At 58.4% G+C, this 13086-nt stretch carries 14 protein-coding genes; 5 read left to right on the forward strand and 9 right to left on the reverse strand.

Translation table 11 applies throughout. The annotated features are described in order from the left end of the window. Nucleotides 1–80: 80 nt before the first annotated feature. The 5 genes from BKD70_RS07560 to rplU form a co-directional block, all read right to left on the reverse strand. Complete coding sequence (locus BKD70_RS07560; RefSeq protein WP_047273598.1) at nucleotides 81–542, reverse strand: CreA family protein; 462 nt, start codon at nucleotides 540–542, stop codon at nucleotides 81–83. A 13-nt stretch (nucleotides 543–555) separates the two neighbouring features. Beyond that, a complete protein-coding gene (gene proB / locus BKD70_RS07565) occupies nucleotides 556–1674 on the reverse strand; it encodes a glutamate 5-kinase (protein ID WP_047274265.1) in 1119 nt (372 codons plus the stop codon). Nucleotides 1675–1797: 123 nt separating this feature from the next. After that, nucleotides 1798–3024 carry an Obg family GTPase CgtA gene (gene cgtA / locus BKD70_RS07570; RefSeq protein WP_047273596.1) on the reverse strand — a complete coding sequence of 409 codons (1227 nt, stop codon included), beginning with the start codon at nucleotides 3022–3024 and terminating at the stop codon, nucleotides 1798–1800. 194 nt (nucleotides 3025–3218) lie between these two features. Next, the gene (gene rpmA / locus BKD70_RS07575) at nucleotides 3219–3494 is read right to left on the reverse strand and encodes a 50S ribosomal protein L27 (protein ID WP_047273595.1); all 276 of its coding nucleotides are present in this window, start codon (nucleotides 3492–3494) and stop codon (nucleotides 3219–3221) included. Between the two features lie 34 nt (nucleotides 3495–3528). After that, nucleotides 3529–3843: a 50S ribosomal protein L21 gene (gene rplU, locus BKD70_RS07580; protein WP_007901869.1), complete on the reverse strand. Its 315-nt coding sequence runs from the start codon at nucleotides 3841–3843 to the stop codon at nucleotides 3529–3531. A 241-nt stretch (nucleotides 3844–4084) separates the two neighbouring features. Here rplU and BKD70_RS07585 point away from each other — a divergent pair, with 241 nt between their 5' ends. From BKD70_RS07585 to BKD70_RS07595, 3 genes are all read left to right on the forward strand, one after another. Then, nucleotides 4085–5053, forward strand: coding sequence for a polyprenyl synthetase family protein (locus BKD70_RS07585; protein ID WP_047273592.1), 969 nt, complete (start codon nucleotides 4085–4087; stop codon nucleotides 5051–5053). A 153-nt stretch (nucleotides 5054–5206) separates the two neighbouring features. Continuing rightward, complete coding sequence (locus BKD70_RS07590) at nucleotides 5207–5548, forward strand: zinc ribbon domain-containing protein YjdM (RefSeq protein WP_047273590.1); 342 nt, start codon at nucleotides 5207–5209, stop codon at nucleotides 5546–5548. 231 nt (nucleotides 5549–5779) lie between these two features. Further along, entirely contained in the window at nucleotides 5780–6052 is a 273-nt protein-coding gene (locus BKD70_RS07595; RefSeq protein WP_047273588.1) for a hypothetical protein, read from the forward strand. A gap of 61 nt (nucleotides 6053–6113) precedes the next feature. Here BKD70_RS07595 and BKD70_RS07600 read toward each other — a convergent pair whose 3' ends face one another. Continuing rightward, nucleotides 6114–6731 (reverse strand): FKBP-type peptidyl-prolyl cis-trans isomerase, encoded by a 618-nt coding sequence (locus BKD70_RS07600; protein WP_047273586.1) that lies wholly within the window; start codon nucleotides 6729–6731, stop codon nucleotides 6114–6116. Nucleotides 6732–6874: 143 nt separating this feature from the next. Beyond that, the gene (locus BKD70_RS07605) at nucleotides 6875–7363 is read right to left on the reverse strand and encodes a TIGR00645 family protein (RefSeq protein ID WP_047273583.1); all 489 of its coding nucleotides are present in this window, start codon (nucleotides 7361–7363) and stop codon (nucleotides 6875–6877) included. A gap of 142 nt (nucleotides 7364–7505) precedes the next feature. Between BKD70_RS07605 and BKD70_RS07610 the strand changes: the two genes are divergently transcribed. After that, nucleotides 7506–9338, forward strand: a complete 1833-nt coding sequence (locus BKD70_RS07610) for a hypothetical protein (protein ID WP_047273581.1) — start codon at nucleotides 7506–7508, stop codon at nucleotides 9336–9338. Nucleotides 9339–9347: 9 nt separating this feature from the next. Here BKD70_RS07610 and BKD70_RS07615 read toward each other — a convergent pair whose 3' ends face one another. Then, entirely contained in the window at nucleotides 9348–9665 is a 318-nt protein-coding gene (locus BKD70_RS07615) for a hypothetical protein (RefSeq protein ID WP_047273579.1), read from the reverse strand. Between the two features lie 161 nt (nucleotides 9666–9826). Continuing rightward, the gene (locus tag BKD70_RS07620; RefSeq protein WP_047273577.1) at nucleotides 9827–12265 is read right to left on the reverse strand and encodes a Lon protease family protein; all 2439 of its coding nucleotides are present in this window, start codon (nucleotides 12263–12265) and stop codon (nucleotides 9827–9829) included. 272 nt (nucleotides 12266–12537) lie between these two features. On the opposite strand from BKD70_RS07620, the gene BKD70_RS07625 reads away from it, so the two are divergent. Next, nucleotides 12538–13026 carry a DUF3015 domain-containing protein gene (locus tag BKD70_RS07625; RefSeq protein ID WP_019411892.1) on the forward strand — a complete coding sequence of 163 codons (489 nt, stop codon included), beginning with the start codon at nucleotides 12538–12540 and terminating at the stop codon, nucleotides 13024–13026. Nucleotides 13027–13086 lie beyond the last annotated feature (60 nt).

A 13086-nucleotide genomic window follows, 5' to 3' on the forward strand; every position in this document is an offset into this window, starting at 1 on the left:
GAGCACACACCACCACCCTGACCGCCACCACAAAACACAGGCAAAAAAAAGCTGCGATTAACGCAGCCTTTTTATAAAAGTTACTGATGCGGCCACGGCAGAATCGGGATCGCCGTTACTGCATTCTGCGGACTGCCTTCAATCAGGCGATCGCTGTACACCAGGTACACCAGCGTATTGCGTTTTTTGTCGAGGAAGCGCACCACCTGCATGGTTTTGAACACCAGCGAGGTGCGCTCCTTGAAGACCTCATCACCGTCTTTGAGATCCCCCTTGAAGCTGATCGGGCCAGTCTGGCGACAGGCCAGCGAAGCCTCTGCACGATCCTCCGCCAACCCCAGACCACCTTTCATGCCACCCGTTTTAGCGCGGGACAGATAGCAGGTTACGCCTTCGACCTTGGGATCATCGAACGCCTCGACCACAATGCGATCGTTAGGGCCAACCAGCTTAAACACGGTCGATACCGTGCCAATCTCTTCCGCCGATGCCAGTAACGGCATGGCCAACATCAAACCCAGCAACCCTTTAATCAAGCGCATTCAAACCTCACATTCAAACCAGAATCAGGTTATCGCGATGAACCAACTCCGGTTCCGCCATATACCCCAACAAGCTGACAATCGCATCCGACGACTGCCCGATAATTTTTTGCGCTTCCGCAGCGCTGTAGTTGGCCAGCCCGCGGGCAACTTCCCGGCCGTCCGGCGCTACGCACACCACCATTTCTCCGCGACGAAAACCACCCTGAACCGCCTTGACGCCCACCGGCAACAGGCTTTTATGGCCCTGCGACAGGGCCGCGACAGCCCCTTCGTCCAGCACCAGCGTGCCGCGCGTTTGCAAATGCCCTGCCAGCCACTGCTTGCGCGCTGCCAACATGCCGCGTTCCGGCGACAACAAAGTGCCAATGCGCTCACCCGCTTTAAGACGATCCAGCACCCGCTCCAGACGCCCACCCACAATAATGGTGTGCGCCCCGGAACGCGCCGCCAGACGGGCCGCACGCAACTTGGTCTGCATACCCCCGCGCCCCAGCGCACCTCCCGTGCCGCCCGCCACCGCATCCAGCGCCGGGTCATCCGCGCGCGCTTCATAAATCATTTGCGCGTCAGGGTTCGTGCGCGGATCCGCATCAAACATGCCGTCGCGGTCGGTCAGGATCACCAACAGATCGGCTTCGACCAGATTGGCCACCAGCGCCGCCAAGGTGTCGTTGTCTCCGAAACGAATCTCATCGGTCACCACCGTGTCGTTTTCGTTGATGACCGGGATCACGCCCAACTCCACCAGGGCACGCAAGGTACTGCGAGCATTCAGGTAACGCTTGCGATCAGACAAATCGTCATGGGTCAGCAGAATTTGCGCGGTGTGGCGCGAGTGCTCGGCAAAGCTCGATTCCCAAGCCTGCACCAACCCCATCTGGCCGATGGCTGCCGCTGCTTGCAGCTCATGCATGGCACTCGGTCGCACCGTCCACCCCAAGCGGCTCATCCCGGCCGCCACCGCGCCCGAAGACACCAACACCAACTCAACGCCAGCTTCGTGCAGGGCCACCATTTGCTCGACCCACACACCCATTGCCGCGCGATCCAGACCTTTGCCATCTGCCGTCAGCAGTGCGCTGCCGATCTTGACGACCCAACGCCGCGCACCTGTCACCTTGCTCCGCATCATGTTCCAACCTATGCCTGAGAGCAGCGCGACCGAGCGCTACCCGTGGAATTTTTGTGATTACCGTTTCGTAGATGCTAAAACGCCGCTCAATTGAGCGGCGCTGTAGTTTACTGCAACGAATCAGTCGCGGACGTAAATGATTTCTGGACCATCGTCGTCTTCAACATCTTCTTCATCCCAGTCATCGTCACCGATGTCGTGGACGCTCTTCACACCACTGCGACGCAGGGCACGCTTGTCATCCAGCGCCTGCAACTGCGCACGCGCCTCGTCTTCAATGCGCTGATCCAGCTCGGCCAGCTCTTCCTTATAGGCAGGATCATTGGCCAGGCGGTCTGCGCGATCTTCGAGGTAACGCATGATGTCGTGGCAGAGCTTGTCAGTGCCGATTTTGGCAATGGCCGAAATCACATACACAGGACCGGTCCACTCAAGGCGATCAACCACCTCTTTCACCACCGCGTCGTGCTCTTCCTGAGGCAGCGAATCGCACTTGTTCAAGACCAGCCAGCGATCACGATCAGCCAGGGCCGGGCTGAACTTGGTCAGCTCGTTAACGATGACTTCAGCGGTATCGGCAGCGCTTTCCGAGCCTTCAACCGGCGCCATGTCCACGAGGTGCAGAAGCAAGCGGGTACGCGCCAAATGCTTGAGGAAACGAATCCCCAGGCCTGCACCATCAGAGGCACCTTCGATCAACCCCGGGATGTCAGCAATGACAAAGCTTTTCCAGCGATCGACGCTGACCACACCCAGGTTGGGCACCAGCGTGGTGAACGGATAATCCGCCACCTTTGGCTTGGCCGCAGACACCGAACGGATAAAGGTACTTTTACCGGCATTCGGCAAGCCCAGCAGACCGACGTCAGCCAGTACTTTCAACTCAAGCTTCAAGTCACGCTGCTCACCCGGCTTGCCCGGCGTGGTTTGGCGCGGCGCGCGGTTGGTACTGGATTTGAAGCGCGTGTTGCCCAGACCGTGCCAGCCGCCCTGAACCACCATCAGCTTCTGACCCGCCTTGGTCAGGTCGCCAATCACTTCTTGCGTGCCAGCATCAATGACGGTCGTACCGACCGGCACGCGCAGGATCAGATCGTCACCCTTGCGCCCCGTGCAATCGGTACTACCGCCGTTCGAGCCACGCTGGGCATCGAAGTGACGGGTGTAACGGTAGTCAACCAAGGTGTTGAGGTTTTCGTCGGCGACCATATAGATCGAGCCGCCATCACCACCATCACCCCCGTTAGGGCCACCGTTTTCGATGAATTTCTCACGACGGAAACTCATGCAACCGTTACCACCGTCGCCCGCTTTTACCTTGATCGATACTTCATCAACAAACTTCATAACAAAACGCCTCTCGTCATCAGGACGAGCCGATAAACATAAGACATAAGACTCTTGCAAAAATGAGCGCAGCGACCTCAATCAACGACCGTTAAATCCAGCGCCAGCAGCCCATACAAACAGTTTTGCAAGAGACTCATCCCACAAACGAAAAAGCCCCGTCGCAAGACAGGGCTCTTCCAGCTACCAAGCTATTACGCTGCGACGACTTCAGTCTTCGGAACGATGCTTACATAGCGACGACCGAAGGCGCCTTTAACCTGGAACTTGATCACGCCTTCCACTTTCGCGAACAGGGTGTGATCTTTGCCCATACCAACGCCGTAGCCAGCGTGGAATTGGGTACCGCGCTGACGCACGATGATGTTGCCTGGAACGATAGCCTGGCCGCCATACATCTTCACGCCAAGGCGTTTGGCTTCTGAGTCGCGACCGTTACGGGTACTACCACCAGCTTTTTTGTGTGCCATGAGTCAATTCTCCTAGTGAGGAATTAGGCTGAAATTAAGCCTGAATACCGGTGATTTTGATCTCGGTGTACCACTGGCGGTGGCCCATACGCTTCATGTGGTGCTTACGACGACGGAACTTGATGATGCGGACTTTATCGTGACGACCTTGGGAGATCACCTCAGCCACAACAGTGGCGCCAGGAACAACTGGAGCGCCGATGTTCACGTCGTCGCCATTGGCGACCAACAGAACGCGATCAAAAGTTACGGATTCGCCGGTAGCGATTTCCAGTTTTTCGATCTTCAGGTATTCACCTGGAGCTACTTTGTACTGCTTGCCACCAGTAACGATTACTGCATACGACATGGTATTTCTCCGATAATCCTGCTCACCCAGCGCTTTATAGGTAAAGGTATTGGCTGGCATGGCTGCATGGGGCTGGAACGGCCCAAGTGCAATTGCGTAAGGCAGGTGCTGCCCAGGAAGTTCAGGGTGCGCGATTGTACGCAAGGCAAGAGGACGTTGCAAGGGGCCGCCCATCGCGCCTTGACAGGCCATCCCCCCCGACCTAGCATGCCGCGCAACCCTTCTGGAGCACCTGTCGCTGATGCAACCCCAAGCTTTCTACCGCGCGGTGGCGGACGATTTTAGCGCCGTCGACGGCATCATCAAGAAGCAGCTGACTTCACGCGTACCGCTGGTCTCAAAAATCGGCGACTACATTACTTCGGCCGGCGGTAAACGCCTGCGTCCTTTATTAGTGTTGCTCTGTGGCAAAGCGCTGGGCCGCGAAGGCGATGACTTGCGCCTGCTGGCGGCAACCATCGAGTTCCTGCACACCGCCACCCTGCTGCACGACGACGTGGTGGACATGTCCGGCATGCGCCGTGGCCGCAAGACCGCCAATGCGACGTGGGGCAACGCGCCGAGCGTACTGGTGGGCGACTTCCTGTACTCGCGCTCCTTCGAAATGATGGTTGAGCTGGGCTCGATGCCGGTGATGAAGATCCTGTCGCAAGCGACCCGCATCATTGCCGAAGGCGAAGTGCTGCAACTGTCAAAAGTGCGCGACGCCAGCACCACGGAAGAAACCTACATGGAAGTCATCCGCGGCAAAACCGCGATGCTCTTCGAGGCCTCGACCCACAGTGCCGCGGCTCTGGCCGGTGCAACACCCGAACAAAGCGAAGCATTGCGCATGTTCGGCGATCACTTGGGCGTGGCATTTCAGTTGGTGGACGACCTGCTCGACTACCGCGGCGACGCCGAAACCTTGGGCAAGAACGTGGGTGACGACCTGGCTGAAGGCAAGCCGACGCTGCCCTTGATCTACACCATGCGCGAGGGCACGCCGGAACAAGCGGCACTGGTTCGTCAAGCCATTCAGAAAGGTGGCATTGAAGACCTGGAAAGCATCCGCGACGCGGTTGAAGCCTCCGGCTCGCTGGAATACACCGCACAACTGGCCCGCGACTTCGTTGCCCGCGCCATTGTTTGCCTTGAAGCCCTGCCGCCGAGCGAATACCGCGACGCGCTGGTCGAACTGAGCGAATTCGCGGTCGCCCGCACACACTGATCCACACCCGGCGTCAGCCGCTCCCGCTCCCAAGGCCTTCACACGAGGGTCTTGGGCAGTGACGCCAAGCGCATCCCCCGCACTTTCCCCGCCCGCCGACAAAACCCTATACAATGCGTGCCTTTTAGCCATCCTGACTTTTAAGGAGCGCAAGTGAGCACTTTGCCACCCTGCCCGAAATGCAATTCCGAATACACCTACGAAGACGGCGTACAGCTGGTCTGCCCGGAATGCGCCCATGAGTGGTCTGCCAACGCTGAAGCGGAAGTCGACAGCGACGTAAAAGTCTACAAAGACTCCGCTGGCACTGTCCTGAACGATGGCGACACCATCACCGTGATCAAGGACCTGAAAATCAAAGGCACCTCGCTGGTGGTCAAAGTCGGCACCAAGGTCAAGAACATCCGCTTGTGCGATGGCGATCACGACATCGACTGCAAAATCGACGGCATCGGCCCGATGAAGCTCAAGTCCGAGTTCGTACGTAAAGTCTGATTTCTGCGCCTTTCCTTCCTGCGCCTGGCGCAGGAAGGTGTTGTTTCCCCGCTCTGCTCCCTATCCCGCTTCCTCCCCTGCCACTGCCTGGTTCAAGACGCGATATCAAAGCGCCAGCCACTTTGACCGGTAGCAACCTCTTCGCAGAAAAACCGGAAATCCGCCAATAGGCACTTGCTATTAATTGAATAAGAATTATTCTCATTGATATCCATCAAGGAGATGACACCCATGACTTATTTAATAGACGCTTGGCTGGACCGACCACACCCGTACCTGCGAATCCTGCATCGGGAAACCGGGGAAGTGTGTGCCGTACTGGAAGAAGACGCGCTGACTGAATTGCAGGATCAGGGCGACCTGGACTTTTCAGGACTTAACTCAAGCGAGCCGGGAGTGCTTAAAGAGTTGGTGCGAAACTTGTTTCTATTCTGTTACGCCCGGGCGTTGCGCCCTGTCGGCTCGGCTGACACCCATGAGCACCAGGCCAAACTAGAACTATGAAGCCAAACGCGTAATGACGGGCTGGCCAACAACCCGTCATTACCGCTAAACCGTGGCGTTCTTACAGAACGTCCAGCAGCTCAACGTCGAATACCAGCACGCTGTGCGGTGCGATGCTGCCAACGCCTTGGGCGCCGTAAGCCAGTTCGCTCGGCACGTAGATGCGCCATTTGCTGCCGGCGTTCATCAATTGCAGGGCTTCAGTCCAACCAGCGATCACGCCACCAACCGGGAACTCGGCAGGCTGGCCACGCTCGTAAGAGCTATCGAACACAGTGCCGTCAATCAGAGTGCCGTGGTAGTGAACACGCACGGTGTCTTCACGGGATGGCTTGGCGCCTTCACCTGCTGTCACCACTTCGAATTGCAGGCCGGACGCCAGGGTGGTGATGCCGTCTTTCTTCGCGTTTTCAGCCAGGAAAGCCTTGCCTTCGCCCGCTGCGGCTTCTGCCTTGGCAGCCGCTTCAGCTTGCATGATCTCGCGGATCACTTTGAAGCTGGCGGACATTTCTTCCTGGCCAACACGGCTTTCTTTACCGGCGAACGCGTCGGTCAGGCCTGCCAGAATGGCATCCAGGCTAACGCCCGGCGGCGGGTTGTCGCGCAGTTGGTCGCCCAACTGACGGCCAATGCCGTAGCTGACGCGGGTTTCGTCGGTCGACAGATTTACTTCGGACATAACACTGCTCCGCTGTGGGACGCTGCAGGCCAGTCAACTGAACGACTGACCCAAACGCCCTGAACCAAAAAAGGGCGAGCAGACTAACACAGCCCCCAAAGCCTTCGCAGCCCGCGTTGTGCAGGCGCTACCGGCGCCCGGCCTCAATGCTTGGTGATCTTGTCCAGATACCCCATGGCAAATGCCGAGATCACAAATGTCATGTGGATAATCACGTACCACATCAGGTACTGGGGCTCGATATTGCGCGCATCCATGAACACCCGCAGCAGGTGAATCGAAGAGATCGCCACAATCGAAGCCGCGACTTTCATTTTCAGCGATGTGGAATCCATCGTGCCCAACCAGCTGAGCTTCTCTTTGTGCTCGTCGATGTCCAGTTGCGAAACGAAGTTCTCGTAACCCGAAATCATGACCATGACCAGCAGGCCACCCACCAGTGCCATGTCGATCAGCGACAGAATGACCAGGATCAAGTCCGACTCAGATAGCGCAAACACGTTCGGAATTACGTGAAACACTTCCTGGAAGAACTTCAACGCCAGCGCCAGCAGGCCCAGCGACAAACCAAAATAGATCGGCGCCAGAATCCAGCGCGACGCGTACATTGCATTTTCGATAAAGCGTTCCATTGAAACTCACAGGAAGTGAAAAAATGGGCGCGAGTATATCAGCGGGAATTCACTAGAGATAAAGCCCCGGACACAGTCTGTAAAAACTTTTTCTGCTAGTGTCCACCTACTCGGCATCGTTTACGGACAGGAAACCTGAAGAATGGATCTGCGATTCCCCTTGGCTGGTCTCGGACTCTCATTGGCGCTGCTCGCCACGGGAGGCTGCTCACCGGATGACCAACACCCGCTCGCCAGCCTGGAAGAAAGAACCGCCCAATTCGAACAGAACCTGGACACCATCAAAGACCAGCCACTCAAAGATGCCGTCGCCGACCTTGGCGGGTCGCTGCTGTTGCTGGAGCGGGCGCGGCTCAAGCTGCAAGACAAGCCGATTGAAACCGAATACACCACAGACGATCTGGCACTGCTCAACCACTACCCCAGCATTCAGGCGCTGACGGACACCTACATCAATGGCCTGTTTGTCCTGCGTAAAAATGCCAGTTCCGACTACCTGACCGATCTGGAGCCGGTGTTCCCCTTCCCGATCAACAGCGCCTCCGAATTCCCGTTCCCCCACGCTCTGGAATGGCAATCCGTCACCTTGAGCAATAAACAAGAGGTGCCGTTCCAGCCCGAGTGGTCCGAAACCGATCCCGGCATTCAGCTAAGCCCTTCGAGCGCCAACCTGAGCAACCCGGACGACCTGACCGTCACCTACCCTTACATCGACGGCGTTGAGACCGAAAACAGCCAGCAGCCGCAACCGGTGATGCTGCATGGCAAGGTAGAAGTGATTGCGCCGGGCAACGTCGTGCATTTCAAGCTCAACGACAAAGACGTGGGCCAGACACGGACCGATGGCACCATCAGCGTGACCCTGTTAGCGCTGGGCAAAAACTTCGCTGAAGTCGAGATCCACAACAGCGCCGCGCCCGCCGAGGCTGTGGGGGACACCGAACTGAACCCCTTGATCATTCAGGCCCGCGATCAATCAGGCCAATTCCTCTCGCGCGCAGGCTCGATCAACGAAAATGCCGAGCAACTGGCGTTTTACCAGCAACAGCTGGCCGAGATGCTCAAGCAAACCGCCTGGAGCGAAGCCTTCGAACGACAGTTGGCAGACGAAGAAAAAGCCTTCGAGCAAAAACACCCCAACCACTACAGCAAGGTGTACTTCAACGGCACTGTCGACACGCTGGACATCAGCGTCATGGACTTCTCCAGCGCCACAGTGACCCGCAAAGCCCTCGACCTGCCGGTACGTCGGCTCGATAAAACCGTGATCAGCAAAGAGGTTCAGCCTCTGCCGCTATCGGTCGTGGTGTACGACGACCAAGCGCCTGCGTACCTGAAAAACGCCAACCTCGACCCTGAGCGCTTCAAAAAGACCGTGACCATCAACCAGTCCATTGACGACGCCAGCGCCGCGACGCTGGAGTTCAGCCACCCCGCTACGTTTAATGACGAGTTGGTCGGCCTGCTGCCCGACGCCTCCGAAGCCCCGGTCACGTTCTTTGCCGAAGATGAAAGTGGCAAACGCAGCGAACCGCTGGAGCTGCCGGAAGAAGCCTTCGATGTCGACCCGCACACTGGCGTCATCACCTACGACCTGAACTTGTTCCCGGAAACCCCGGCCTACGCCATTGGTTCGATGCCCATGTACATCGCCGCAGTCGACAAGCAGGTGCTGAACATAGAGCACCTGCCCACAGGGCTGGAGCTCAAGGGCAACGCACTGATAGTCGATCAAAAGGCGTTCCCCTCGGATGCTTGGCGGTTCTACGCCAAGGACGCCACCGGCAACTACCTGAAGGAAGTGCTGGCCGTGAGCCACAGCGCAGAGGCAGAAGGCCCTGCGCTGTTTGACGTGCATTACTTCTATGGCCAGCCGACCCAATTGGAAAGCTATGCCCGCACCGACCTTACCCCCGTGGAATACGGCTTTGAGGTCAAGCTCGACAAGGTACCGGAGGTCAATCCGCCCCACTGAAGCCTTCCATCAGCGAGACGCGTGACAGCGCGCGCCGTTGATTTGCCGTAGCTGGGCCTGCACATGCAGGCACCAGATCTGCGGATCATCCGCCAGCTCATAGCCGTGCAGGGTCAGGCTTTCGACAATGGATTCAAGGATGGTTTCGGCCGCGCTCGGGCCGGGGAACGGGCCCTGGGACTTGATCGTGGTGGGCTGCTCGCCCGCCAGTCCGGCAGCGAACAGCAACGTCCACATACCGGTGCCGCCTGCCAAGGGGCGTACGCTGCACTCGATACGCGTGACCAGCCCCAGGCATCGACGGGTAAGACAAAGGTTGCGCGACATGGCGGCGACCCTCGGTGGTTCCTGTATTCAGCCGCACACAACGGGCTGCATCGTTCCAGTGACGACAGTGGAGGTCCATGTGCTGAGAATAGAAGAAAAACGGCGCCCGCCAAGGCGCCGTGACCAACGGAAAGTAAAACGCGTCACCACCGCAGAGGGCGTTACACGGTTTTTTTAGCTGCCAGGGTTTCAGCGATCAGTTCTTTTTCCGCCTCTTTGAGATCTTCATCGCTGATCATCTCTGCAATCACCCGCAGGCGTTCGACCACCCGCGCATTGACGCTGCCCTCCGGGAACTGACCTTCAGCGTCCGGCTCGCCCGCAGGCTCGCCCACCAGCAAGCTCAGGGCTTCATCCGCCTGACGCACCGCGTACACGTGGAACTTGCCTTCGCGCACGGCCTGCAACACTTTCTCATCCAGCATCAAGGTGGCAACGTTGGCTTGAGGGATGATCGCCCCCTGCTCGCCGGTCAGCCCGCGGGCCTCGCACAGACGGAAGAACCCTTCGATCTTCTCGTTGACCCCGCCCACCGCCTGCACTTCACCGAATTGGTTGATGGAGCCGGTGATTGCAAAACACTGCTTGAGCGGCGTTTTGGACAGCGCGGAAATCAACGTGCAAGCCTCGCCCAGCGAAGCACTGTCGCCGTCCACGTAGCCGTAGGACTGCTCCAGCGCGATGCTGGCCGAAATCGCCAGCGGGAACTCCTGGGCATAACGACTGCCCAGGTAGCCGGTCAAGATCATCACGCCCTTGGAGTGAATCGGCTGCCCGAGGTTGACTTCGCGTTCGATGTCGACAATTCCGCTGCCGCCCGGGTACACCGTGGCCGAAATCCGCGCCGGCACGCCGAACGCTGAATCCCCCACTTCCAGCACGGTCAGGCCATTGCATTTGCCGACAGCGGCGCCATCGGTGTCGATCAGGATGATGCCTGCCAGCATGTCATCGAGAATCCGCGCCGACACACGCCCGGTGCGGGTGGCCTTGGCCTTGAGCGCACGTTCGATGTGCCCGGCGTCGGTCATTTCATCGTTGGCCAGATGACGGATGAAATCCGCCTCGCTGACCAACTGGAACAGATCACCGATACGAGCCGACAACCGCCCCTGATGCTCCGCCAGCCGCGCGCTGTAGGTGGCCAGTCGCGCAACCGCATCGGCCGTCAGTGGCGCCATGCCTTCTTCAGACGTGCGCGTGGTCAGCAGCTGTGCAAACTGCTCAAGGCTTTCGTCGACCATCGGGATGTCTTCGTCGAAGTCCACCAGCACGCGGAACATCTCCTGGAAGTCCGGGTCGAGGTCTTGCAACGTGTAATACAGCTGACGGGCACCAATGATGATGACCTTGACCTGCAACGGGATCACTTGCGGGGTCAGCGTCACGGTCGCCAGGCGGCCCATTTCACCCAGCGGCGACTCCATTTTCAGCTTGCGCGATTGCAGCGCGCGCTTGAGCGCATCCCACACGAACGGCTCACTGAGCATCTTCTCCGCTTCAAGAATCAAAAAACCGCCATTGGCACGGTGCAACGCACCCGGCCGCAACTGGCGGTAGGTGGTGTAGAGCGCGCCCTGATCGGTGCTGTATTCAATACGACCAAACAGGTTGTCGTAGGTCGGGTGCGGCTCAAACACCACCGGGGCGCCGCCGCTCATCGGCTGACCGACCACCAGGCTTGGCAGGTATTGCTCTTCGAGCAGCTTGCGCGCCTGCGCATCGGTCTTGCTGTCGTCGACCAACTGCTCGACCACGGTTTTGAGCAGATACACCTGCATGGCCTGCAAATAACCGCATACCGCACCGTTCTCGGCGTACTTCTGCGACAGCGGCGCCAGCAACGGTTGCAGCGCCAGGGTGATGGTTTCTTCGTTCAGGTGACGCAACTGGTTGTTGGACTCGCGCTTCCATTGCGGCAGGCTCGCCAGCTCTTCGTTAAGACGCTCTTCGAGCTGCGAAATGTCTTCGTGAAAACGCTCGCGCTCTTCTTCGGGCAACTGCGAAAACTCGGCTTCATCCAGCGCCTTGCCATCGCTCATCGGCGTGAAGGCGACGTTGCTGCTGTCGCGGTACAGCGCCACGCCTTTCTCCAGCGCCAGGCGCTCGATCACGTCCAGCGCCCGGTCATACCGCTGGTTGAAACCCCGGTCGATGGCGCTTTTGCGCTGTTGGTACGTCGGGTGTTCGAACACCGCCGGGAAGGTCGACAGCAAGTTATCGATCAACCCATTGATGTCCGCGATGAACGCACCGGCGCCACTGGCCGGCAACTCCAGCGCCCGCGGTTCACGCGGGTCATCGAAGTTGTTGACGTACACCCAGTCGCTGGGCGACTTCAGGCGCTTGCCTTCAGCCTTGAGGTAACGTTTGACGAACGAAAAACGCCCGGTGCCGGGCTCGCCCATGACAAACACGTTGTATCCCGGACGCGGCATGGCCACGCCAAACTGCAAGGCTTCGACCGCACGCTCCTGGCCGAGAATGCCGCGAAAAGGCTCCAGATCATTGGTGGTAGAGAAGCTGAACTGTTCAGCGGAAAACGGACGGGTCAGCGCGTCAGGCGCTAGACGCAAGCTGGCAGCAACAGAATCAGGCATCGGGCTTCCTTACATCGGGCGGGGCAGATGGCAGCATTCTGGCGCTGGCCGTACGCCACTGGCAAGGCGCACGATGCGCGAATTCCCGAGGCCCTGTATTTGCGGGATTAAACTGCGCTCGATCAATGATTGTTTTGCAAAAAATAACGGAACCTGCAGAACGTGCCTAGACTCCAAGGTGTTACGCGGCCGGAAGTCATAACTGGCCCGTACTGGCGCTTCAGGGCCAGACACCCTTGTCCATTGGTTGCACACACATAGAGAACAAAGCTATGAAACGGATTCTTCTCGGTACTCTCTTCACTGTTGTTTCCCTCAATGCCATGGCTCAAGCACCAGGCGGCCCAAACTGCGGTTGGGGCAACATGCTGTTTGAAGGCCAGCGCGGCACACCGGCCCACTTCCTGGCCTCTACCACCAACGGCACCTCCGGCAACGCCACTTTCGGCATGACGTCCGGTACCAACGGTTGCACCACCAAAGACGCGCTGACCTACGGCGGTAAATCGTGGATTGCCATGAATGGCATGATGAACGAGCTGTCCGAAGACATGGCTAAAGGCAACGGCGAAGCACTGACCACCTACGCGGTGGTACTGGGTGTCGCCCCTGAAGACCGCGAGCATTTTGCTGCTGTCACCCACGAACACTTCCAGCAAATCTTCAGCAAAGCTGACGTGACGGCCGATGACGTTCACAACAACACCCTGGCTGTCCTGAAAAGTGACGCACGCCTGTCCAAATACGCCACTGCTGCGTAAATGAGACCTGCCCGCTCCTTTCGGAGCGGGTATTCTTGCGCTTCATTTCTCTTTGCCTGA

Origin of the sequence: Pseudomonas sp. BS-2016 (assembly GCF_001806145.1) — a bacterium.
GTDB classification, from domain to species: Bacteria; Pseudomonadota; Gammaproteobacteria; order Pseudomonadales; family Pseudomonadaceae; genus Aquipseudomonas; species Aquipseudomonas lundensis.